The sequence below is a fragment of the Phaeobacter italicus genome, assembly GCF_001258055.1.
Classification (GTDB): domain Bacteria; phylum Pseudomonadota; class Alphaproteobacteria; order Rhodobacterales; family Rhodobacteraceae; genus Phaeobacter; species Phaeobacter italicus.
Map to the genome: position 1 here is coordinate 130,182 of NZ_CVRM01000022.1, position 22,087 is coordinate 152,268.

The window sequence follows — 22,087 nt, forward strand, 5'->3', positions numbered from 1 at the left end:
GCCAGGAACGGATCAGGCCCGATCTTATGAGACCGGGCCCTGTTCAGGTCAGAAATCTTCCCAAAGTCCTGCTGCACTGGTGTTGACTGCAGCCTTGGTTGGGGGCGGAACATCCCAGTCATCGCCATGGCTTGTCGGTGTGGGGTTTGCGGCTGGCGGCGGTGCAGCTGCGCGTTGGCGCATTGGCGTGACGTTCCCGCCCTTGATGGAGAAATGTTCCACCAGTTGGGCCAGTTTGGCTGCATCGTTGTCAAGCAGTTGAGCCGCGGCGTTTGACTGTTCGACCATTGCCGCGTTCTGTTGCGTCACCTGATCAAGCTGCACCACGCCAGTGTTGATTTCGCCAAGACCAGTCGATTGCTCCGCGGCGCTTTCTGCGATGTCGGTGACCAGCTTCGAGATATGGTTGACCCGCCCAACGATGGAGGTCAGCGCATCTCCGGCACGTCCGACCAGATGCACGCCGCTTTCAACCTGCCTTGAGCTGTCTTCGATCAATGTCTTGATCTCAAGCGCCGCGTCAGAGGAGCGTTGTGCCAGACCGCGAACTTCGCTCGCCACAACCGCAAAGCCACGACCAGCTTCGCCTGCGCGGGCGGCCTCGACGCCTGCGTTCAGGGCCAAAAGGTTGGTTTGGAACGCGATATCGTCGATCACACCGATGATCTGAGAGATCTTCTCAGAAGAACTCTCGATTTCGGTCATGGCAGTTACGGCACTTTGAACGACCTCGCCGCTTTGTTCTGCCTCGTCGCGGGCTTCGCGGGTCACCTGTTCGGCGCTGCGCGCACCATCAGCGGCGGATTTCACGCTTGCAGTGAGTTCTTCCAGCGCGGCGGCGGTTTCTTCAAGGGTGGCTGCCTGGCTTTCGGTCCGGCTGGACAGATCGCTGGAGGATTGATTGATCTCCGACGCGCCGTTTCGGATGCTTGCGGCGGACGAGACGACCTGAGAAACCGTTGCATTGAGGTTCTCAACGGATGTGTTGAAGTCCTTTCGCAATCCCTCGTAGCCGTCGGGGAAGGTACGGGTGATCTGCGTGCTGAGGTCGCCCTGCGAAAGCATCGAAAGGTGCTTGCTGAGTGTTTCGACCACTTCCAGCTGCTCTGCCTCGCGGGTTTGCTGTTCGCGCTCCAGCATCTGCTGGCGGATCAGCGACTCGCGGAAGATCTCAACCTTGCGGGCCATATCCCCGATCTCGCTCTTGCTGTCAGTGGCTGGAATATCGCCATCGGTATCGCCATCAGCAAGTTCCGCCATCCGGGCCTTGAGCCGGTTCACCGGCCCTGTGATACCGCGGGTGATTGCTGTGGCAGCAAGCAAAAGAACCCCAAGGCTGACTGCCAGAATGACAAGGGCCTGCATCCGCATGGACGCAAGATCTGCGTCAATGTCAGAGACATAGGCGCCAGTTCCGACGATCCAGCCCCAAGGCTCAAACAGATCGACATAGCTCATCTTTGCTTCGATCTCATCGGTGCCGGGCTTGTGGAAATGATACATCAAGGAACCGTCGCCTGTTGTGCGCGCGATGTTTCCCATTTCCTCATAAAGACGGAAGCCGTTCACATCCTCGATATCACGACGGTAGGCGCCGATCAGTTCAGGCTTTGTCGGCAGAACCTGCATGATATAATCGAGGTCCATGGCAAAGTAATAGCCTGCCGTACCGTAGCGCATGGTGTTGAGCCGCTCACGGCCAAGGGATTTGGCCTCATCAAGAGTGAGCGAACCCTGTTCGACCTGCGCCTGCAGTACAGACAGCTGGCCCGTGGCGAGTTCGACAAATTCCTGCAGCTTTTTCTCGCGCGTATCATAGGCGTTCTGCACCGATTGAGACAGCAGCATGAACGTCAGTGCAACGGCTAGAACAACTGCCAGCCCTGACATCGCATAGATCCTGGCTGGCAATCTGAACAGAAAGTTTGGCATTTTGCATTTGTCCCTGGTTACTGGTTTTCGGGACGATCGCGTAAAATGGCTAAGGATTACTTAGGGGCATGGGAAAATGACCGAGAAAGAAGCATTTCACGTGCATATTTTCCACAGCCGTCGGTGTTTCATTCGTACCTTAGGTCCGTCGCTTTGCCGCGGAAGATGAAATAGGCCATCACGGAATAGGCGATGATCACTGGCACCACGCACAATGCGCCAACCAGAATGATCCATAGGCTTTCCGGCGCCGCCGCTGCGGCATAGATCGTCAGCTTCTCTGGCACGACATACGGATAAAAGCTGTAGGCCAGCCCCAGGTAGGCCATGACGAACAATGCGGTCGACATCAGAAACGGCAGCCAGTTCTGGCGGTCATCCTGCATCGGCATCCGTTGCAGCAGGCGCCACAGAAGGACCAGAACCGACACGGACAAGAGTGGCAGAGGGGCGAGCCAGAGGATTTCGGGAAAGGCAAACCACTTGCCAAAGATCCGGTCACTGACCAGCGGCGTCGCCGCGGAGACGGCAAAAACCCCGATCACGGCGCCCCAGAGGCTGCGTCGCGCCCATGTCACCGCCTTCAATTGCAGCGCGCCTTCTGTTTTGTGGATCAGCCAGGTAGAGCCGATGAAGCTGTAGCCAACAGCGAGAGAAACGGCTGTCAGACAGGCAAAGGCATAGGTCGCCAAGGTCTTTTCCAGACCCATGATGTAGAGCCCCAGCATGAAGCCCTGCGAGAGGGCGGTCATCAATGAGCCAACAAAAAACAGCCGGTTCCACAATGCCTTGTGATGATCTCGCGCTTTTGCGCGGAACTCAAAAGCAACCCCGCGCAGTATGAGGCCGATCAGCATGACAAACACTGGCAGGTAGAGTGTCGACAAAATGACACCGTGCGCAGTGGGAAAGGCAACGAGCAAGAGCCCCACCGCCAGCACCAGCCAGGTTTCGTTGGCGTCCCAGAACGGGCCGATTGAACCAATCATGCGGTCCTGTTCAATTCGGTCTGCCATCGGAAAGAGCAGGCCAACCCCAAGGTCGAATCCGTCAAGGACGACGTAGATCAGGATGGACAGCCCCATGAGAGAGGCAAACGCCCATGGCAGCCAGTCTGCCGGGTTTGAGAAGTCAGGCATTTGTGGTTACTCCGCAGCCGTCATGACGTTGTCATTGGCAAATGGTGTGTTTGGTGTTTGCGGCTCGCCGGCGGCGGCTTTGCGGGCCATGTAGATGATGACGCCGATATAGGCCGACAACAGTGCAGCGTAGACCGCCAGGTATGTTAGCAACGTGCCCAAAACCATCGGAGAGGGCACATCGGCCACGGCCATTTCAGTGGTCATGACACCTTGCACCAGCCAGGGCTGTCGCCCGATTTCGGTGGTGTACCACCCCGCAAGGGTGGCGACCCAGCCAGAAAACGCCATCGGGACCATCGCCCACACCAGCACCTTTGGCAGCCCTTCAACAGCGAGCCTGTGAGCGTTGCTGCGACCTTGGTGCCGGTTGCGACGACGCCACATGAACCAGACCGCGCTCCACGACAAAAGAAGCATGGCAACACCGGTGCCAACCATAACCCTGAACGACCAGAACACTGGCAGCACAGGTGGGTGCAGGGCGGTTCCATCCTCTGCAACAAAGTCGTTGAGACCGGGCACCTCTCCGTCAAAGGAATGGGTGAGGATAAGCGAGGCGACATTTGGAATGCCGATCTCGAAACGGTTCTCGCGTGTTTCTTCGTCCGGCAGGGCAAACAGCAGCAGCGGGACATTGGGCTGGGTGTCCCAGTTGCCTTCCATCGCGGCGACCTTAGCGGGTTGGTATTCAAGCGTGTTCAGCCCGTGTTTGTCGCCAGCGAGGATCTGCAGCGGGATCAGGACTGCTCCAATCAGCACCCCCGTCTTGAGCATGCTGCGCACCTCGCGAGAGCGATCTCCCAGAACCCATCGGAATGCAGATACCCCTGCGATAAGGAAGCCAACGGTCAGGAAGCTGGCCATCAGCATATGGGCAAAGCGATAGGGCATGGAGGGGTTAAAGATGATCTCCCACCAGCTTGTGGCATGGGCAACGCCGTCAATCATTTCAAATCCCTGAGGGGTATGCATCCAGGAATTCAGAACGATGATCCAAAAGGCCGAAACAGTCGTGCCAAAGGCAACCAACCCCGTTGCCAGCGTGTGCAGCCAGCGTGGGACCCGCGAAAAGCCAAACAGCATGATGCCGACAAAAACGGCCTCCAGAAAGAACGCTGTCAGCACCTCATAGGCCAGAAGAGGCCCCGCAATATTGCCGACGGTTTCCATGAAACCAGGCCAGTTTGTGCCGAACTGGAACGACATGGTGATCCCGGAAACCACCCCCATCGCAAAGCTGAGGGCAAAGATCTTTACCCAGAACCGATAGGCCGCCATCCATTTGTCATCTCCCGTCTGAGTGAAGCGGATGCGAAAGAACAACAGCACCCAGCCCAGTGCGATGGTGATCGTCGGGAACAGGATGTGGAACGAGATATTGGCCGCAAACTGGATACGGCTCAGGATCAATGTGTCGAGTGCTTCCATGTGTAACACCTTGCGTCAGCGTCTTCGCTCTGCCGACTTGCAGCCTGGCGAAAACAGGATCTGTTTGGTCAGGATCTATGCCGGGACGCCGCCGGGTTAAGGGTCTTGCGGCAATTCGCGCGGCGGCATTGGCCCCGATGTCACTGCGCAGATTGACGCAGGATCTTGGCAGCAAGGCGATCGGAAAGCGCGCCAGTCGAACGGGGCCGACATGAAAAAGGGCGCCGGTTTGGCGCCCTTGATCTGGTTTCTTATTTCGCGCCTGTCACGCCTGCAGGTCAAAGCGGTCGTTGTTCATGACCTTTGCCCATGCGGCAGCGAAGTCGCGTGCGAACTTCTCTTGGTTGTCATCCTGTGCGTAGACCTCTGCGTAGGCGCGCAGGATAGAGTTGGAGCCAAACACCAGATCGGCGCTTGTTGCTGTCCACTTCACGGCTCCGCTCGCGCGATCGCGGATTTCATAAGTGCCGCCTTCGACCGGGTGCCAAGAATTTGCCATATCCGTCAGGTTGACGAAGAAGTCATTGGTCAGCTGTCCCACGCGATCGGTGAACACACCGTGCGAATTGCCGCCATGATTGGCACCGACGACACGCAAACCTCCTAGAAGGACCGTCATTTCCTGGGCGGTCAAACCAAGAAGCTGGGCGCGATCCAGCATCATATCTTCGGGTTTCACGGCATATTCGGTCTTCTGATAGTTCCGGAACCCATCGGCCAGCGGCTCCAGCACGTCAAAGCTCTCTTCGTCGGTCTGTTCCGCAGTTGCGTCGCCGCGCCCCGCGCTGAATGGAACGGAGATGTCAAACCCTGCCGCCTTTGCGGTGGCTTCTACACCCAGGTTTCCGGCAAGAACGATCACGTCTGCAATGGATGCGCCGGTTTCTGCTGCGATGGGCACCAGCGCTGCCAGCACCTTGTTCAGCCGCTCTGGTTCGTTTGCGTCCCAGTCGCGTTGCGGTGCCAGACGAATGCGGGCGCCATTCGCGCCGCCGCGTTTGTCCGACCCACGGAAGGTACGGGCACTGTCCCAAGCGGTGGCGATCATCTCTGCATTGCTCAGACCCGTTGCCGCGATCTTGGCTTTCACTGCCTCGACGTCGTAGCTGGTGCTGCCTGCCGGGATAGGATCCTGCCAGATCAAATCCTCCGCCGGAACATCCGGTCCCAGGTAATTCGCTTTCGGCCCCATGTCGCGGTGGGTCAGCTTGAACCATGCGCGGGCAAAGGTGTCGGCGAAATACTCGGGGTCCGCCATGAACTTCTGGCAGATTTCATTGTAGATTGGATCAACCTTCATCGCCATGTCGGCGTCCGTCATCATGGGTTCGCGACGAACCGACGGATCAGAAGCATCGACGGGTTTCGCCTCTTCCGGCATGTTCACGGGCTTCCACTGGTTGGCGCCTGCCGGGGATTTGGTTAGCTCCCACTCGTAATTGAACAGATAGTCAAAGTAACCCATGTCCCATTGGGTCGGGTTCGCTGTCCAGGCGCCTTCGATGCCAGAGGTGAAGGCGTTGCTGGCCTTGCCAGCATGACCGGGATTGGCCCAGCCAAACCCTTGTGCCTCGATCCCGGCGCTTTCTGGCTCTACGCCGATTTCATCATGAGCACCGCCCCCGCCGTGCGCCTTTCCGACCGTATGGCCACCGCAGGTCAAGGCCGCGGTTTCCTCGTCGTTCATGGCCATACGGGCAAAGGTTTCGCGTACATGCTGCGCGGTTCGTGCGGGATCGGGCTGACCGTTCACGCCTTCTGGGTTCACATAGATCAGGCCCATGTGGACTGCCGAAAGCGGATTTTCGAGAGTGGATGCGTCTTCGAGATCACCATAACGGTTCTCGGAGGGGGCAAGCCATTCGCCTTCAGATCCCCAATAGACATCTTTTTCCGGGCCCCAGATGTCTTCACGACCAAAGCCAAAGCCAAATGTCTTCAGGCCCATCGATTCATAGGCCATGTTGCCCGCAAGGATGATCAGATCGGCCCAGGACAGCGCGTTGCCGTATTTCTTTTTGACCGGCCAAAGCAGGCGACGGGCCTTGTCGAGGCTGGCGTTGTCTGGCCAGGAGTTGAGAGGCGCAAAGCGGATATTGCCGGATCCGGCGCCGCCACGGCCGTCTTGCATGCGGTAGGACCCGGCAGAATGCCAGGCAAGGCGGATCATCAGGCCACCGTAGTGCCCCCAATCTGCGGGCCACCAGTCCTGGCTCTCTGTCATCAGGGCTTTGACATCAGCCTTCACCGCGTCAAAATCCAATGCCTTCACGGCCTCGCGGTGGTTATAGTCCGCGTCCATCGGATTGGTGCGGGCGCCGTGTTGATGGAGAATGTCGATATTCAGCGCGTTGGGCCACCATTTGGTGGGTGTGTTAGAGGCATCTGTTGCGCTGCCGTGCATCACGGGGCAACCGCCAGAGGCTCCGATCTTGTTTCCGTCCATGAAATCATCTCCCACTTTAGTGTGTTCTTTGCGCGCGGCCCGTGCGGGGACGGTGACGCCTGGTAATGACACTGAAGTAGCACCGGGATTGCATAAATCCCAATTCTGTCTTCTAAAAGTTTTGATAGGATAAAGTTATCATAAATCCGGGAGTGCGCGCGCGACTGAGACGGTTCTTCCCTCACGGGGAAAGTTGCGCGGTGTCGATCATGTCGATCAGGGCGGCAAGATCCTGGCGGACACTGCCTGTATCACATTGCAGGGATGCGATGACCGCGCCGTCCTTCAGGACGTTGATGCCGCCATCTTCCGTTGAACCCTCGCCACGTTCGGCTGTCCAGAACACTTCGTACCCGTATCCGTCATCTGTGAAAAAGGTGACGGATTCACTGATGTAGTTGCCAATGCCGTTCCACGGCATATAGCTCAGCGACGCCTTGTCGGTGACGATTTCCTTTTCGACAGTCCCGGTGGCGCCAAGAAAACCGTAGGTCGCCATATCCCCGGCGAGCCAGGTAGCATCGCAGACCTCAACACTCTTTTGAGCGCCCTTGAAGGTGCAGGTGAACAATGTGCTGCGGTCCCTTTCGCAAAAGTCGCCAGCGTTGCTGCTGGTTGCCACAATGATCAATGGGAATGCGAGAGCCAACCGGTGGGCGCGCGAGGTGTGAAACATCGGAAACTTCCTCAACTCAATACGTCATATGAAATGCTGTCAGAGGCTACCGCGCCGGGTGTGGCACGGGCAAACAAACCTTGGTGGGAAAAGCGGCTGGATTTGCTCACTTGACAGTTTGCCAGAGCGTTTCCAGCACACCAAAGCATACAAAAAACAGAGCGTTGACGAATAGCGACACCTATTGGTGAATTCGCGAAATGGCCTGCCAAACCCTATTTTTAAGAGGTCTTTTCCAGCGCTGCAGGTGTCGCAAACTGAAATTCACCGCTTGGGGAATCTTCTAATGCTGGCGGCGCAAGGTGCCGGATCTGTGGTTGCAGGTTCGGATAATTGGGAAGCCGGTCAAAGCCCGGCACTGCCCCCGCAACGGTAGCGAAGGACGCACTGCGACAAATTCAGGCCACTGGGAAAAGAGGTTCCCGGGAAGGCGTCGCAGCTTGGCCATGCCCCTTCGAAGTCCGGAAACCAGCCCTGCACTACGTCAAACCGCGGGTGGCGGTGTGGGCGATCGAACGGGTGTGGCTCCTCTCTCTGGCGGCACCCGATGGTTGCCCCATGCCCTGTGCCCGCTCCAGCATCGCCGCCTGTGCGGCAGGAGAGCCAGAATGAGTGAATTTATCCGGGAATTGTTGGCCCGCCGTCGCCCCGGTCATGCCTTGGAGCAGGCGTTCTATAGCGATCCGGCAGTTTTTGCTGCTGATCTTGAGGCGATCCATTATCGCCAGTGGCTGTTTGCCATTCCCGCCTGCGAACTGGAAAAGCCCGGCAGCTATGTCACTCACAAGGTTGGCGCATACGGCGTGGTGATTGTGCGTGGGTCAGACAATGTGATCCGAGCCTTCCACAACACCTGCCGCCATCGCGGATCGGTCTTGTGCACGGCAGCCAAGGGTAACTCTCCCAAACTCGTTTGCCCCTACCACCAGTGGACCTATGAACTTGATGGCTCGCTTTTGTGGGCGCGTGACATGGGGCCGGATTTTGTCCCGGCGGATCATGGGCTGAAAACGGTGCATTGTCGCGAACTCGCGGGCTTGGTTTACATCTGCCTCGCAGATGAGGCTCCGGACTTTGACACCTTTGCCAATATCGCGCGCCCCTACCTGGAGCCGCATGATCTGGCAAATGCCAAGGTCGCGTTTGAAAGCTCCATCATTGAAAACGGCAACTGGAAGCTCGTGTGGGAAAACAACCGCGAGTGCTATCACTGTGGCGGCAACCACCCCTCCCTCTGCCGTACCTTCCCGGATGACCCGTCTGTCACAGGCATCGAGGGGGGCGAAACACCGGCAAAACTGCAAGCGCACTTCGATCGTTGTGAAGCCGCTGGTCTTCCTTCGGCCTTCTATCTGCATGGAGATGGTCAATATCGTCTGGCGCGGATGCCGCTGAACGAAGGGGCCGAAAGCTATACCCTCGATGGCAAGTCCGCAGTGTCGCGTTGGCTGGGCCGGGCCCCGTTTGCGGATGCCGGTACGCTGCTGAAGTTCCACTATCCGACCACCTGGAACCATTTCCTTGCTGACCACTCCATTGTGTTCCGGGTGACACCGATCAGCCCAACGGAAACCGAAGTCACCACCAAATGGCTTGTGAACAAGGATGCCGTTGAAGGCGTGGACTACGATCTCAAGCGCCTCACCGAGGTTTGGGTCGCCACCAATGACGAGGACCGCCGAGTCGTGGAAGACAATCAGCATGGTATCAATTCGCCCGCTTATCAGCCGGGGCCGTACTCTCCCACGCAGGAAAGCGGGGTGATCCAATTCGTGGACTGGTACTGCGACACCCTCGGGGCCTCTGTTGGCCAGACACCTATGGCGGCGGAGTGAACCCATGAACGCAATTTCCCAACCGGCTCGGGCTGCGGTCTGGCAGGACAGTGAGATGCTGGAATGTGTCTCTATCGTTCCGGAAATGCCAAATACGGCGTCGTTCACATTCTGCGCCCCGTCTGGCGCGTTGTTCGACTACAAACCGGGGCAGTTCCTGACGCTAGAAATCCCGGCGGAAAGCGGGACGGTGCATCGGACCTATACGATCTCTTCATCGCCGTCGCGGCCGCGTTCGATCACCATCACGGCTAAAGCGCAGGCTGACAGCATCGGCACCCGCTGGATGCTTGACAACCTAAAGCCGGGCTCGCGGCTGCGAGCCTTTGGGCCGGCGGGATTGTTCACCAATGCTGACAGCACGGCGAACAAATACCTCTTCATCTCTGCGGGGTCCGGCATAACGCCGATGATGTCGATGACCACCTGTATGTGGGATGAGGGGCAGGCCCTCGATGTCGTCTTTATCAACTGCGCAAAACGCCCGTCCGAAATCCTGTTTCGGCAGAGACTGGAAAATATGGCCAGCCGCACGCCGGGGCTTGATCTGAAGTTTGTTGTCGAAGAACCGGATCCCTACCGCCCGTGGACAGGTTACCAGGGCATGTTTAACCAGCTGATGCTGGGTCTGATGGCACCGGATTATTTGGAGCGTGAGGTCTATTGTTGCGGACCGGAGCCGTTCATGCAGGCGGTCCGCGAGGCATTGGCCGGGCTTGGCTTTGATATGGACCGCTATCACCAGGAGAGCTTTCACGCGCCAGTCGAAAGCGAGAGCGATCTGCCCGAGTTGGATGATGTCGTTCTTGAAGAAGACAGCACCTCTGAAATCCATTTTGCCCAATCCGGCATCAGCCACAAATGCGCTGAGACGGACACCGTTCTGGCGGCGGCCAAGGCGGCAGGGCTCAATATCCCGTCGGGCTGTACCTTTGGTGTCTGCGGCACGTGTAAAGTGCGCAAAACCTCCGGCGAGGTGCATATGGTCCACAATGGCGGGATTTCGGATGACGACGTTGCGGACGGCTATATCCTCGCCTGCTGCTCTCATCCGATCGGCAAGGTCGAAGTCGAGGTGTGACCAGCCAATTTACCGATTTTCGTACACTCTTACTGGCCGGGGTTTTCCCCGGCCTTTTCTTTACCCATCGGCGTCATTGATCTGTTCCCGGCCTACGTGCGTACCAAAATAAAACGTGCGAGGTCATATGCGTCAGTTCATCTATGCAGTGGTGTTTGCCGTCTTTGGCATCCCGGTACAGGCCGTCGATCTGTCGGCGCCATTTCTTTCAATCGACGGCGGTGAATTGCGGCTGGATGATTGGGCAGGGCGGCCCATCCTTGTTGTGAACACTGCATCGCAATGTGCCTTCACGCGGCAATACGCGGATCTGCAGGCGCTTTATGATCGCTACCGAGACCAAGGGTTGGTGGTGGTGTCTGTCCCCTCGGATGACTTCAACCAAGAGCTCGCGACAGAGGCAGAGGTGAAGGCGTTTTGTGAGGTCCAGTTTGGTCTGGATCATCCAATGACCTCGATCACCAAGGTGCGAGGCGCAGGCGCGCACCCGTTTTATGCGTCGCTTAAGGCCGAAACGGGGTTTGTGCCGCGCTGGAATTTCAACAAGGTCCTGATCGATCCAAACGGAGAGGTGGCAGCCACCTTTGGATCCCGCGTCGCGCCCATGTCCCCCAAGATCACCGATCGCATTGATGCGTTCCTGAACTGAAACCGCTTGGGCAGGAGGCTCTAGGATGAAGATGAAACGAAAGTCCGATCTGCCGCAGAAGATCTGCGCGACCTGTGGTCGGCCGTTCAGCTGGCGCAAGAAATGGGAGAAGGTCTGGAATGACGTACGCTACTGCTCGCAACGCTGCCGGAGGGCCTCGTGATGGATGGAGAGCACCAAAACGCCTTTACGTGGCAGCCGACACGCGCGGCTGGTCTGCAGCGCCTTCAGGATTTTCTGCCCCACGCAGCGCAGACCTACGCGCGTCTGCGCAACTATGATGGCCGTCACGCCTCGGCCGTTTCTTGCCTGTCGCCCTGGGTTCGGCACAGGCTGATCACCGAGCATGAGATCCTGCAGCAGGTGCTGTCTTCATGGCCGCTGCAGAACAGCGAAAAATTCGTCCAGGAGGTTTTCTGGCGTGGCTACTTCAAGGGATGGCTACAGCACCACCCCACAGTGTGGAGCACCTATCATGAGGCATTGCCGGACCTGATTGACCATCATTGCAGCTCTGCCGACTACCGGGATGCAGTTGAGGGGCGAACCGGTATCGACTGTTTTGACCATTGGGCGCGCGAGCTGGTTGAGACGGGATACATGCACAATCATGCGCGAATGTGGTTTGCCTCCATTTGGATTTTCACCCTGCGTCTGCCTTGGCAGCTGGGGGCGGATTTCTTTCTGCGCCACTTGATGGACGGCGATCCCGCGTCAAACACGCTTAGCTGGCGTTGGGTGGGTGGGCTGCATACCAAGGGCAAAACCTATATCGCGCGGGCGGACAACATTGCCAAGTTTACGGATGGTCGTTTCAATCCAGCAGGACAATTGAGCGAGGAGGCACCGGCATTGGAAGAGGGATGCGAACACCCTCGCTTGACCGGGTTGTCAGTGGGCGATCCGCTGCCTGCTTCGCCCTTTCTCCTTTTGTTGACAGAGGATGATCTGGAATTTGCGGCCTCTCTGTCGTCTCCGCCTGCTGACACATTGGTCCTGGGAGCGGCGGAAAGAGGCTCTCCTCTGGCGACTGGACCGGTTGCACAGTCGTTCCGGAACGCCGCATTGAGCGACGCTGCGTTGCGCTGGGCTGACGATCAGAGCCACTCGCTCAGTTCAGAACATGACATCGTCTCACGCGCGCAATCGCTGGGGGTGCGAGATGTCGTGACGTCGTTTGCACCCGTCGGGCCCAACGCAGATCGTCTGGCCAACCTGCGGCAGGCCCTTTCACGGGAAGGGATTACGTTGCATTTCGTTCAACGGGCCTATGACGCGGTGATCTGGCCGCATGCGTCAAAGGGGTTCTTTGCCTTGAAGAAAAAGATACCCCAGCTGCTGGAGCAGTTGAAAATCCCTTGATTAGAGCCGCTTCAGGAAGGTTGCGGCGCTGTCCAGGTACTCTTGTTGCCGGTCGTCCGACATCCGGCCCCAAGTGCTATAGGGTTGCCCCAGACGCGGATTGCCCCGCAGCTTTTCCTTGTTGCGGTGAAGAAAATCCCAGTACAGCGAATTGAAGGGGCAGGCCTTTGGGCCTGTCTTTTTCTTGACGTCATAGGCACAGGTTGCGCAGTGGTTTGACATCTTGTTGATGTAATTCCCGCTCGCTGCGTAAGGCTTTGATCCCAGCAAGCCACCGTCGGCGAACTGGCTCATGCCGATGACATTCGGCGCTTCGACCCATTCATAGGCGTCTGCATACACTGCCAGATACCATTCGTGGACCTGATGCGGATCAACACCCGCCAGCATCGCGAAATTACCAGTCACCATCAATCTCTGGATATGATGGGCATAGGCTTCGTCTCGGGTTTGGCCGATGGCTGCAGCCATGCAGGCCATGTCCGTCTCGCCGGTCCAATAGAAATCCGGCAGCTCCCGCGAGGCATCAAGAAAGTTCTGCTTCGTATAGTCCGGCATTCTGAGCCAATAGATCCCGCGGACGTATTCGCGCCAGCCGATGATCTGCCGGATGTAGCCCTCCACCGCGTTCAGTGGTGCGTCGCCGTCATAATAGGCACGCTCCACCCGCCTGCAGACTTCCAACGGATTCAGAAGGCCCGCGTTGATGTATTGGGCAAGGACGGAATGGTAGAGAAAGGGGCGTCCTTCCAACATGGCGTCCTGGTAGTCACCAAAGCTGGCCAAAGCGCGATCAACGAAGTGATCCAGCGCCCGGAGCGCATCAGCCCGGGTTGTTGCAAACCAAAACGGTTCCAGCGTGCCGAAGTTTTCAGAAAAGCGATCGGCGACAAGCGCAAGGACCTCTTTGGTGATGGCGTCGGGTTCAACCTCGAAGGGGCCTGGCATGAACATGTCATCCTGCGCGGGCTTTCGGTTCTCGGCGTCAAAGTTCCACTGCCCGCCTTCGGGTTCGTCTCCCTGCATCAGCAACCCGGTCTTGCGCCGCATCTCGCGATAGAAATATTCCATCCGCAATTGCTTGCGGCCCTTTGCCCAATCCTGGAATTCGGCGTGGGTCGCGATGAAGCGGCTATCTTCCAGGAGGGTCAGATCAATCTCGCGCTGCTCTGCCCACGATGTGAGCGCAGTCCGTAGTCTGTACTCGGCGGGTTCTGTCATCAGAACCGAACAGTCCGGTGTCTCGCTCAGCATCCGGTCAAGTTCCGTTGGCAGGCTCCCGCTGTTGTCGCTGTCATCCAACCGCACATAGGTGACGGACCAGCCATTCTCGCGTAGCTCGTCTGCGAAATGGCGCATTGCGGCAAAGACAAAGGCGAGCTTTTTCTTGTGGTGCGGGACGTAACAGGCCTCATCCGCAACTTCGGCCATCAAGACACGATCCCGTTCAGGATTCCCCTGTTTCAGAGAGGGCAGGTCTGGCGAAAGCTGATCGCCCAGAATGAGGATGATATTGCCGGGGGAGGCCTGTGAAGGTGTCTGGTCGCTCATATCTATGCGGATCGCTCTTGTTTCTGTCTCTCCTGCTGGTGGGAGGTAGGACTGCAAGATTGGGAGGCAACAGGAGCGTGTCACCTGTGCGAAAATCACTGGTTTAGGGTCTAAAATGCAAAAGGGCCGCCGCTGGCTCCTCTTCCAGCAGCGGCCAGATGCCGTCACATCCTGTCAGTCTGGCTGGGCCCTGAGCGCGTCAGGAGGCCTGGCTATAACGAACACCGTCAGGTTTGTGGGCATCAAACACGCTGGCAATGATCCGCGTCAACGGCCGCCCGGCAGGGAGAATGCACAGGCTGTCTTCGTCCAGCGTGACCAGATCACCATAGGTCTCGGCGACCTCGGCGATGTCACTATTGAGTTGTGCGGCAAGAGCGCCGAACCGGCTGGCGAGTTCCTTTCGGTCCAGCACGAAATCACACATCAGCATTTCGATAGCCCGTCCGCGCAGGCGGTCCATCTGGGTCAGTTCGTGACCGCGGGTTCCTGAGAATTCACCTGCTTCGACCCGCTGCAAATAGGCTGCGGTTGCCGGGGCGTTTTGCACATAACCATCGGCGAACCGCGAGATCGACGAGGCGCCGACCCCAATCAAAGTCGGGCAATGATCGTCGGTGTAGCCCTGAAAGTTGCGGCGCAGGTGACCGGTCTGCAGCGCCTTTTCCAAGCCGTCTCCGGGCAGTGCAAAATGGTCAATCCCGATTGGAGAAAACCCGGCCGAGCGAAACCCATCGGCGGCGATTTCGGCCAGTGCAAAACGCTCTTCGTCCCCTGGCAGAGCGGCTTCGTCGATCAGTTTCTGACGCTTGGCCACCCAGGGCACATGCGCATAGCCAAACAGCGCCACACGGTCGGGCCGCAGGCTCAGCACCTTGTCCACTGTATCAGCAATGCGTGCCGCGTCCTGATGGGGCAGGCCATAGACCAGATCGGTATTGAGAGACCGGATGCCAGCGGCGCGCAGATCTGCAACACAGGCGGCCGTCACCTCGTAGGGTTGGGTGCGTCCGATGGCGGCTTGAACCTCTGGGTCGAAATCCTGAATGCCAATGCTGGCCCGGTTCATCCCCTCCGCTGACAGCGCCGCGATCTTGTCGCGATCAACAAGGGTCGGATCGATTTCCACCGAAAATTCCCAGTTATCAGCGGGAGGAATAGCCGCCTTGACCGCCTTTGCGAGGCGATGGATCAGGGCAGGGGGCAGGATCGTTGGTGTTCCGCCGCCCCAGTGCAGCCGCCCCATGCGCAGACCTGCTGGCACGGTTTCAGCCAGAAGGGCCAGTTCCTGTTCAACTGTCGCGATGTAATTCTCGACCGGGTTGAGGGTCTGCGTGCCTTGTGTCCGGCAGGCACAGAACCAGCAAAGCCGCTCACAGAACGGAATGTGGATGTAGACGGAGACAGGCACGGCCGGATCCAGCGAGGCAAGCGCGCGGGCTTGAAACGCATTGCCTGTCGCAGCGCTGAAGACCGGTGCAGTCGGATAGGAGGTGTAGCGGGGCACGCGGCTGTCAAAAAGTCCCAGCGCGCGAAGGCGTTCGATCTGTTGCATGCGGGCAGATATGAATGATTCCGGCCGCGGCGACTTTGCGCCAAATCAAATCCTGACTTTTTGGCGCATCAAATCTTGCCAGGGTAGCCCGGTCAAAACGGGAAAGGCGAGACGCCAATAACCGCCTCATGCAAGTGCAGGACGCCAACCCAGAGCACAAGGCCAACCGCGGCGCGGCGCAACGTAGGGCGCAGGTGTTTGGCGCGCCATGAACCTTGCATCAGCGGTTTCAGCGAAAACAAAGGGGCGCCAGAAAAGTAGAGCCCGGCAGCTCCTTGGCCGAGCTCTCTGCGAGCGCTGGCGTCAAAAACCGGAATTGCAACCAACGGCAGGCCCGCAAACAGGCCGAACATGATCACATGAGCCAAACCCCCGTTGGCCACAAGATGCGCCGCCGCCCAGATAAGCAGAGCAATAAGCAGGGGATGGCGGCTGAGTTCAACCCGCCCTTCGGGTGCAGGGCTAACTGAAGCGGTGCGCCTTCCTCCTAAAGTGAAGGGTGTTTCCACGCCGATACCGATTGCAGCCAGAACAAATACGGCGGGCAGTGTCAGCATGGGAACCCAACGCTGCCAGTTCGCGGGCGCCCAGACCTCGATGTAGGGCGCTTGGGCCGCAGCGTGGATCACCCAGCCAAGCAGGATTATAGAGAGGATACCGTAGGCGCTGAAATAGAGCCGTCGTCCTAAAAGCCCGATCAGTCCATCGCGCAGATGGCCAAGACGGGGGATGAAGTGGCTCGCGAGAAAAACCGCCATTGCTGCGGCGAACTCTGTCCATTGCCCGACCATCTTGCGCTCCGTTTGGTGTTCAGCTGGCCGGGTGTACTGCATCCGGGTGGGCGCGTGCAAAGGCCATGTTTTCTGCACAGGTTGCTTCAATCGCCTGCAGTCGAGGCATGTCGGAGAAATCGACACCCCAACGGCGGGCATTGTAGAGCTGCGGCATCAGGCAGATATCTGCGAGACTGGGGCTGTGGCCGATGCAATAGGGCGCAGGTGGATAGGCGCCAAGCAACGCGTCAAAAGCCAGCAGCCCTGGTCGGATGAAATGCCGCATCCAGTCTCCTGGCATGTCTCCTGCACCGTCTGCCAGCAGCGTTGCATGCCGGGCGACCTGCAGATTGCATACCGGGTGGAGATCAACAGCAATGGAATGCGCGAGAGCCTGTGCCTGCGCCCTTGCTGACGGCTCCCTTGGCAACAGATCCAAATCGCGGGTCTGGTCAAGATAGTCGAGGATGGCAAGCGACTGCGTCAGCCGCAGACCATCGATTTCCAAAACCGGGACAAATCCTTGCGGATTGCGCGCCAAATGCTCAGGACTGCGGTGATCGCCCTTTACCAAATCAATGGTCACGCAATCATGGTCGATCCCGGCCAGGTTCAGTGCGATCCGGATCCGGTAGCTGGCCGAAGAGCGCCAGTAGTCGAACAATGTCACGTCAGTCATGGCCACAGCCCCATCTTATAGAAACGAGGTCGCCGGTCCGATCCGGCGACCCCTGACAGACCCGGGATCAGGTTTTCTGCAGTTCTTTGGCGTGCAGCCAGTCTGCGTGTTTGGGGGCTTTCTTGGTCTTTGACCATTCTTCCAGCATCTCCCATTTCACGGCATCCAGTTTCTGCAGCAGGGCTTCTTCCTCCGGATCGGGACAGGCCAGTTCGACCCGGTGACCGTTTGGATCGAAGAAGTAAATGGAGTGGAAGATCGAGTGATCTGTGACACCCAGGACTTCAACACCATTGGCTTCCAGGTGGTCCTTGAACTCAATCAGGGTGGCGCGATCCTTCACCTTGAAGGCGATATGCTGCACCCAGATGGGGGTGTTGCGATCACGGTCCATCTCCGGCTTGGTCGGCAGTTCGAAAAAGGCCAGGACGTTGCCATTCCCCGCATCCATGAAGATGTGCATGTAGGGATCAGGTTCATGGGTCGATGGAACATGATCTTCGGCAATGGCCAGGACAAAATCCATGTTCAGCATCTTGTTGTACCACTGGACGGTCTCTTTCGCGTCCTTGCAGCGATAGGCTACGTGGTGGATCTGTTCGATTTTCATGGCTTTCACTCCCCTTTGTTGAGCGCGGCCGCAGCCAAGGCCTGTTTCAGCACGTCCCGATCGCCAATGTGATTGGCAAGCACCAGCACCAATCGGGCGTTCAACGCATCGCTTTCCGGTTTGCTCAACCCCTCATGGGCAGAGAGCAGATCTGCATAAAAGTCATCTGCACGGTCGATATTCGGTGTCAGTATCAGCTGGTCTTGATGGTTCATGCCGAATGCTCCTTTCCGATCGCGCGACGCAGGGCTGCGCGGAATTGACTGTCATCAAAAGAGGGCCGGCGCGCAGCGACATGCTGGTCGGGCCGGATCAGGTAGACGGCGCTGTCGTTGTCGCCCAGGTAACGCTCTCGCAGCGCGCGGGTCTTGTCGTCCTGGGTCGATAGCGCGAGGCGATGCACCGTAATGCCTGCTTCCTCAAAACTGTCGGGCGCGTCGGCATTGATCGTCAGCAACGTGAACCGATCCGCCAATTGCGGCAGCAGATATCCATCACCCAGCGGTGCATCAGGGCAGGGGCTGCCCGGTGCGCTGCGCTCTGGGCCATTCAGGGCATCCGCGGAGTTCAATGGGGACCCCTCGTAAGTACAGGGCAGTGACAATCGACCAGAGTTCACCAGAGGGCGGGCAAATTCATACTGTTCCGAAAGATCCAGAACCGCATCCCGCAGGACCCGGCTCATCTCGGATTTCGGAGTGATGAAATCGGTTGAGCGGGATGAGTTCAGAATGTTTTCGTCCGCTCCGTGGATCCGTTCGACGTCGTATGTGTCCAGCAGGCTCTCGTCGGCCTGCCCATCCAGAACCAGTTTCAGCTTCCAGCACAGGTTATCGGTATCCTGCAGGCCAGAATTCGCCCCGCGCGCTCCAAACGGGGACACCTGATGTGCCGCGTCGCCCGCAAAGATCACCCGACCGTGCCGGAATTTCTCCATGCGGCGGCATTGGAAGGTGTAGATGGACACCCATTCCAGTTCGAACTTGACGTCTTCGCCCAGCATCTCCCGGATGCGCGGGATTACGTTTTCGGGCCGTTTTTCGCGCTCCTTGTCGATATCCCAACCCAGTTGCAGGTCGATCCGCCAAACCCCGTCGGGCTGCTTGTGCAGAAGCGCGGACTGACCCTTGTTGAAAGGCGGATCAAACCAGAACCACCGCTCAGTCGGGAAGTCGGCCTCCATGATCACGTCTGCGATCAGGAAGTTGTCTTCAAACACCCGACCCACGAAATCGAGCCCGAGCATCTGCCGGGTGGGCGAGCCTGCACCATCACAGGCGATCAGCCAATCTGCTTCGAGGTTGTAGGATCCTTCGGGCGTGTCGATTTCCAGCGTGACGTGATCGTCATGGGTGCCGATAGCGGAAACCTTGTTGCGGCCGCGGATTTCAATTGGCGCGCCCTGTTCCTGCAGGTCACGGACGCGCTGCACCATGTATTCTTCAAAATAATATTGCTGAAGATTGATAAAGGCAGGCCGCTTGTGGCCCTCTTCAGGCAGCAGGTTGAACTCGTAAACCTTGCGGTCATCAAAGAACACCTTGCCAAGGTTCCACTGAACGCCCTTGTCGACAAGCGGATCACCCAAACCAAGCCGGTCGGCGATTTCGAGCGTCCGTTTGGAAAAGCAGATGGCGCGAGAGCCAAAACTGACCTTGTCATTGTCATCCAGAACCACGACGCCAACCCCCTGTTGGGCAAGGTCAATGGCGGCAGCGAGGCCAACAGGACCAGCGCCGATCACGACGACCGGGTGACGCACCGGTGAAGATGCGTCCTGATCGTCGCTGCGCTGATACGAATACAAGGGAATTTCAAAGATCTTGTTCATCTGGTCTCCTCCCAAATCTGCCTGCCGTCAGGCACAGCCCAACCGGGCCCCGGACATGGATGTGTCGGGGATCTGATCAAGCATTTCATAGGTTGTTCCGGGGCGACACGATCTGAATCAAACCGCCCCGGTCGCAAAAATTGCCCCGGGCTCAGCCCTGCAGGGCCTCCCACATTTCCAGGTCGCGTTGCGCAGTCCAGATCCGCGGGGTGTCGATGCCACGGGCTTCGTCATAGGCGCGGGCGACGTTGAAAGGCAGGCAATGCTCGTAAATCGCATAGTCTGCGAACTTTGGATCACATTCCGCGCGCACCGCATCCCATGCCTCCTTCAAGGAGCCATTGCGGGCCGCAACCTTGGCCGCAGGACGATAGGTGCTTTCGACGAAATCGCGGGTGTTTTCGATGGCCGCATTGACCATTTCCTTGCCAACCAGGGCGTCACCCCGACCCGGCGCAATGGCGTCCACATCATAGGCCTTGATGTTGTCCAATGTCTGGCCCCAGTCGCTGAAATGGCCGTCACCGCAATAACAGGCAGAGTGGTATTCCACGATGTCGCCGGTGAACATGACGTTCTGATCGGGGACATGGATTACGGCATCACCTGCGGTATGCGCCCGTCCCAGATGTTTGATGTCGACACGTCGATTGCCGAGGTAGACGGTCATCGAGTCGCCAAACGTGGTTGTTGGCCAAGTCAGGCCCGGAATGCTCTCGTGGCCTTCGAACAGGCGTGGGAAGCGTTGGAATTCACTGTCCCAGTCCTCTTGACCGCGCTCCACAACCATTGAACGCGCCTTGTCCGACATGATCACCTGGCCTGCACCAAAGGCAGAGGCCCCCAGGACGCGGACAGCGTGATAATGGGTCAGCACCACATGGGTGATCGGCTTGTCTGTCACCGAGCGGACGCATTCGATCACCTTGTTGGCCAGACGCGGGGTGGCCTGCGCTTCGACGATCATCACGCTGTCGTCGCCGATGATCACGCCAGAGTTCGGGTCACCTTCGGCGGTGAAGGCATAGAGCCCCTCACCGATCTCGTCGAAGGTAATTTTCTTTTCGGTCATGTCCCCTTGGGATGCGAATGCCTTAGCCATGTGTTCGGTCCTTTTGAGCGGTGCGCAGGAGGCAAGTGCGGGAGCCTCCGGCGGGGATATTTGAGGCGAGAGGAAAAGCGTGGCTTACCTCTGGAACGGATCGTTAAGCGCGGGCAGAACGGTGCCGGTACAGTCACCAAAACCGATCGTATAGCCCTTGCCCTTGGCTGCGCCCTTCAGGGTCAGCGTGTCACCATCCGCGATGAAGGAGCGTTCTTCGCCGGTGTCCAGGGTCAGTGGCTCCTTACCGCCCCAGCTCAGCTCCAAAAGCGAGCCACGGCTTTCCTTGGTAGGGCCTGAAATGGTGCCCGATCCCAAGAGATCGCCTGCATTCATCGGGCAGCCGGATGTGGAGTGATGCGCCAGCTGCTGCGCAGCGGAGTAGTACATTTCCTTGTAGTTCGTCCGTGCAATGGTCGTGGGCTCTTTGCCCTCCGGGGCCATGGTGACCTCAAGGTCGATATCATAAAGCATCGGCCCGCAGTCCTTCAGGTGGTCCAGAAGCTCTACCTCGCGTTCCGGCGTGTTGCAGCGGAACGGATGCAGTGCGGATTTGGTCACGATCCAGGGAGAGATCGAGGTGGCGGTCGCCTTGGCCTGGAACGGGCCAAGCGGCTGGTATTCCCAGGCCTGGATGTCGCGCGCGGACCAGTCGTTCAACAGCACATAGCCAAAGATATGGTCATCCGCCTGCTGCACCGTTATCGGCCCTTCCGAAGATGTGCCAACAATCGCCCCCAGTTCGAGTTCGATATCGAACCGGGCACAGGGCGCCCAGCGGGGCGCGTCATCGTTGGGGCCTTTCAATTGTCCCCAGGGACGACGGACATCGGTGCCGGACACCACAACGGAAGAGGCACGTCCGTTGTAGCCGATCGGAATATGCAGCCAGTTGGGGGGCAATGCATTTTCCGGCCCACGGAACATCGTACCGACGTTAAAGGCATGGTTTTTGCCAGCGTAGAAATCGGTGTATTCGCTCACTGCAAACGGCATGTGCAGTTCTGCGGTGGAGGCCGACACCAACAGTGGCTCGACCTTGTCCTGTTCAGCGGCCCCCTCGGCCAGAAGGGATGTCAGCCGCTCGCGCAGAGCGGTCCAGACAGCCGGGCCCTGTTCCATCAGATCGTTCCAATAAGGCACATCAAACAGCGGCATGTCCGTCAGCTGGACAAGGCCTGCTTCCTCTGCGGCCTGCATGTCCAGGATCATGTCGCCAATTGCCACACCACAGCGGGGCTCGTCGCCATCTACGGAAAAAACGCCGTAGGGAAGGTTGTTCAGCGGGAACGGGTGGGTCGCGCTATTGGCGGAAGTGACCCAGGATTTCATCAAAGGCATAGGTGATCCTTTACGTTTGAGAGCCGCTGCTCTCGTCATCTTTCCCGAAATACTCCGGGGGTGAATGCGGCCCGCAGGCCGCAGAGGGGGCAGC

General features: G+C 58.3%; 19 protein-coding genes and 1 riboswitch. Of the genes, 5 read left to right on the forward strand and 14 right to left on the reverse strand.

What is annotated here, in order from left to right; translation table 11 throughout:
* Positions 1-48: 48 nt before the first annotated feature.
* From NIT7645_RS09265 to NIT7645_RS09285, 5 genes are all read right to left on the reverse strand, one after another.
* Positions 49-1,932, reverse strand: coding sequence for a methyl-accepting chemotaxis protein (locus NIT7645_RS09265; RefSeq protein WP_050686794.1), 1,884 nt, complete (start codon positions 1,930-1,932; stop codon positions 49-51).
* A 128-nt stretch (positions 1,933-2,060) separates the two neighbouring features.
* Positions 2,061-3,071 carry a cytochrome d ubiquinol oxidase subunit II gene (locus tag NIT7645_RS09270; RefSeq protein ID WP_008559668.1) on the reverse strand — a complete coding sequence of 337 codons (1,011 nt, stop codon included), beginning with the start codon at positions 3,069-3,071 and terminating at the stop codon, positions 2,061-2,063.
* A gap of 6 nt (positions 3,072-3,077) precedes the next feature.
* Positions 3,078-4,502 carry a cytochrome ubiquinol oxidase subunit I gene (locus NIT7645_RS09275; RefSeq protein WP_050686796.1) on the reverse strand — a complete coding sequence of 475 codons (1,425 nt, stop codon included), beginning with the start codon at positions 4,500-4,502 and terminating at the stop codon, positions 3,078-3,080.
* Between the two features lie 265 nt (positions 4,503-4,767).
* A complete protein-coding gene (gene katG / locus NIT7645_RS09280; protein ID WP_050686797.1) occupies positions 4,768-6,948 on the reverse strand; it encodes a catalase/peroxidase HPI in 2,181 nt (726 codons plus the stop codon).
* A gap of 181 nt (positions 6,949-7,129) precedes the next feature.
* Positions 7,130-7,624, reverse strand: a complete 495-nt coding sequence (locus tag NIT7645_RS09285) for a hypothetical protein (protein ID WP_050686809.1) — start codon at positions 7,622-7,624, stop codon at positions 7,130-7,132.
* A gap of 283 nt (positions 7,625-7,907) precedes the next feature.
* A riboswitch (cobalamin riboswitch) is annotated at positions 7,908-8,115 on the forward strand.
* Positions 8,116-8,232: 117 nt separating this feature from the next.
* Here NIT7645_RS09285 and NIT7645_RS09290 point away from each other — a divergent pair.
* From NIT7645_RS09290 to NIT7645_RS09305, 5 genes are all read left to right on the forward strand, one after another.
* Positions 8,233-9,459 (forward strand): aromatic ring-hydroxylating oxygenase subunit alpha, encoded by a 1,227-nt coding sequence (locus NIT7645_RS09290; RefSeq protein ID WP_050674050.1) that lies wholly within the window; start codon positions 8,233-8,235, stop codon positions 9,457-9,459.
* Between the two features lie 4 nt (positions 9,460-9,463).
* Positions 9,464-10,540: an FAD-binding oxidoreductase gene (locus NIT7645_RS09295; RefSeq protein ID WP_008560746.1), complete on the forward strand. Its 1,077-nt coding sequence runs from the start codon at positions 9,464-9,466 to the stop codon at positions 10,538-10,540.
* A 127-nt stretch (positions 10,541-10,667) separates the two neighbouring features.
* Positions 10,668-11,189, forward strand: coding sequence for a glutathione peroxidase (locus NIT7645_RS09300; RefSeq protein WP_050686811.1), 522 nt, complete (start codon positions 10,668-10,670; stop codon positions 11,187-11,189).
* A 25-nt stretch (positions 11,190-11,214) separates the two neighbouring features.
* Positions 11,215-11,352, forward strand: a complete 138-nt coding sequence (locus NIT7645_RS19260; protein WP_008560759.1) for a DUF2256 domain-containing protein — start codon at positions 11,215-11,217, stop codon at positions 11,350-11,352.
* On the forward strand, positions 11,352-12,551 hold the full coding sequence (locus tag NIT7645_RS09305) for an FAD-binding domain-containing protein (RefSeq protein WP_050686821.1): 1,200 nt from the start codon (positions 11,352-11,354) through the stop codon (positions 12,549-12,551). Before NIT7645_RS19260 ends, NIT7645_RS09305 begins: the two co-directional genes overlap by 1 nt.
* Here the strand turns inward: NIT7645_RS09305 and NIT7645_RS09310 are convergent, their stop codons facing one another.
* The 9 genes from NIT7645_RS09310 to fahA all read right to left on the reverse strand — a co-directional run bounded on the left by NIT7645_RS09310 (position 12,552) and on the right by fahA (position 21,993).
* Positions 12,552-14,102: a cryptochrome/photolyase family protein gene (locus NIT7645_RS09310; protein ID WP_050686823.1), complete on the reverse strand. Its 1,551-nt coding sequence runs from the start codon at positions 14,100-14,102 to the stop codon at positions 12,552-12,554.
* A 199-nt stretch (positions 14,103-14,301) separates the two neighbouring features.
* Positions 14,302-15,657: an oxygen-independent coproporphyrinogen III oxidase gene (gene hemN, locus NIT7645_RS09315; RefSeq protein ID WP_050686825.1), complete on the reverse strand. Its 1,356-nt coding sequence runs from the start codon at positions 15,655-15,657 to the stop codon at positions 14,302-14,304.
* Between the two features lie 92 nt (positions 15,658-15,749).
* Positions 15,750-16,448, reverse strand: coding sequence for an NnrU family protein (locus tag NIT7645_RS09320; protein ID WP_050687092.1), 699 nt, complete (start codon positions 16,446-16,448; stop codon positions 15,750-15,752).
* A 19-nt stretch (positions 16,449-16,467) separates the two neighbouring features.
* The gene (gene maiA / locus NIT7645_RS09325) at positions 16,468-17,109 is read right to left on the reverse strand and encodes a maleylacetoacetate isomerase (RefSeq protein WP_050686828.1); all 642 of its coding nucleotides are present in this window, start codon (positions 17,107-17,109) and stop codon (positions 16,468-16,470) included.
* Positions 17,110-17,176: 67 nt separating this feature from the next.
* Positions 17,177-17,719, reverse strand: coding sequence for a VOC family protein (locus NIT7645_RS09330; protein WP_046211597.1), 543 nt, complete (start codon positions 17,717-17,719; stop codon positions 17,177-17,179).
* 5 nt (positions 17,720-17,724) lie between these two features.
* On the reverse strand, positions 17,725-17,934 hold the full coding sequence (locus NIT7645_RS09335) for a DUF2783 domain-containing protein (RefSeq protein ID WP_008562327.1): 210 nt from the start codon (positions 17,932-17,934) through the stop codon (positions 17,725-17,727).
* A complete protein-coding gene (locus tag NIT7645_RS09340) occupies positions 17,931-19,550 on the reverse strand; it encodes an FAD-dependent oxidoreductase (RefSeq protein ID WP_050686830.1) in 1,620 nt (539 codons plus the stop codon). Before NIT7645_RS09340 ends, NIT7645_RS09335 begins: the two co-directional genes overlap by 4 nt.
* A gap of 151 nt (positions 19,551-19,701) precedes the next feature.
* Positions 19,702-20,652, reverse strand: a complete 951-nt coding sequence (locus NIT7645_RS09345; RefSeq protein WP_046211594.1) for an MBL fold metallo-hydrolase — start codon at positions 20,650-20,652, stop codon at positions 19,702-19,704.
* A gap of 84 nt (positions 20,653-20,736) precedes the next feature.
* Positions 20,737-21,993 (reverse strand): fumarylacetoacetase, encoded by a 1,257-nt coding sequence (gene fahA / locus NIT7645_RS09350; RefSeq protein ID WP_050686831.1) that lies wholly within the window; start codon positions 21,991-21,993, stop codon positions 20,737-20,739.
* Positions 21,994-22,087: the final 94 nt, after the last annotated feature.

Bases quoted from the DNA above. Each gene is read 5' to 3' on its own strand.
- NIT7645_RS09265 (WP_050686794.1), bottom strand. From the start codon at position 1,932: ATGCCAAACTTTCTGTTCAGATTGCCAGCCAGGATCTATGCGATGTCA.
- NIT7645_RS09270 (WP_008559668.1), bottom strand. From the start codon at position 3,071: ATGCCTGACTTCTCAAACCCGGCAGACTGGCTGCCATGGGCGTTTGCC.
- NIT7645_RS09275 (WP_050686796.1), bottom strand. From the start codon at position 4,502: ATGGAAGCACTCGACACATTGATCCTGAGCCGTATCCAGTTTGCGGCC.
- katG (WP_050686797.1), bottom strand. From the start codon at position 6,948: ATGGACGGAAACAAGATCGGAGCCTCTGGCGGTTGCCCCGTGATGCAC.
- NIT7645_RS09285 (WP_050686809.1), bottom strand. From the start codon at position 7,624: ATGTTTCACACCTCGCGCGCCCACCGGTTGGCTCTCGCATTCCCATTG.
- NIT7645_RS09290 (WP_050674050.1), top strand. From the start codon at position 8,233: ATGAGTGAATTTATCCGGGAATTGTTGGCCCGCCGTCGCCCCGGTCAT.
- NIT7645_RS09295 (WP_008560746.1), top strand. From the start codon at position 9,464: ATGAACGCAATTTCCCAACCGGCTCGGGCTGCGGTCTGGCAGGACAGT.
- NIT7645_RS09300 (WP_050686811.1), top strand. From the start codon at position 10,668: ATGCGTCAGTTCATCTATGCAGTGGTGTTTGCCGTCTTTGGCATCCCG.
- NIT7645_RS19260 (WP_008560759.1), top strand. From the start codon at position 11,215: ATGAAGATGAAACGAAAGTCCGATCTGCCGCAGAAGATCTGCGCGACC.
- NIT7645_RS09305 (WP_050686821.1), top strand. From the start codon at position 11,352: ATGGATGGAGAGCACCAAAACGCCTTTACGTGGCAGCCGACACGCGCG.
- NIT7645_RS09310 (WP_050686823.1), bottom strand. From the start codon at position 14,102: ATGAGCGACCAGACACCTTCACAGGCCTCCCCCGGCAATATCATCCTC.
- hemN (WP_050686825.1), bottom strand. From the start codon at position 15,657: ATGCAACAGATCGAACGCCTTCGCGCGCTGGGACTTTTTGACAGCCGC.
- NIT7645_RS09320 (WP_050687092.1), bottom strand. From the start codon at position 16,448: ATGGTCGGGCAATGGACAGAGTTCGCCGCAGCAATGGCGGTTTTTCTC.
- maiA (WP_050686828.1), bottom strand. From the start codon at position 17,109: ATGACTGACGTGACATTGTTCGACTACTGGCGCTCTTCGGCCAGCTAC.
- NIT7645_RS09330 (WP_046211597.1), bottom strand. From the start codon at position 17,719: ATGAAAATCGAACAGATCCACCACGTAGCCTATCGCTGCAAGGACGCG.
- NIT7645_RS09335 (WP_008562327.1), bottom strand. From the start codon at position 17,934: ATGAACCATCAAGACCAGCTGATACTGACACCGAATATCGACCGTGCA.
- NIT7645_RS09340 (WP_050686830.1), bottom strand. From the start codon at position 19,550: ATGAACAAGATCTTTGAAATTCCCTTGTATTCGTATCAGCGCAGCGAC.
- NIT7645_RS09345 (WP_046211594.1), bottom strand. From the start codon at position 20,652: ATGGCTAAGGCATTCGCATCCCAAGGGGACATGACCGAAAAGAAAATT.
- fahA (WP_050686831.1), bottom strand. From the start codon at position 21,993: ATGCCTTTGATGAAATCCTGGGTCACTTCCGCCAATAGCGCGACCCAC.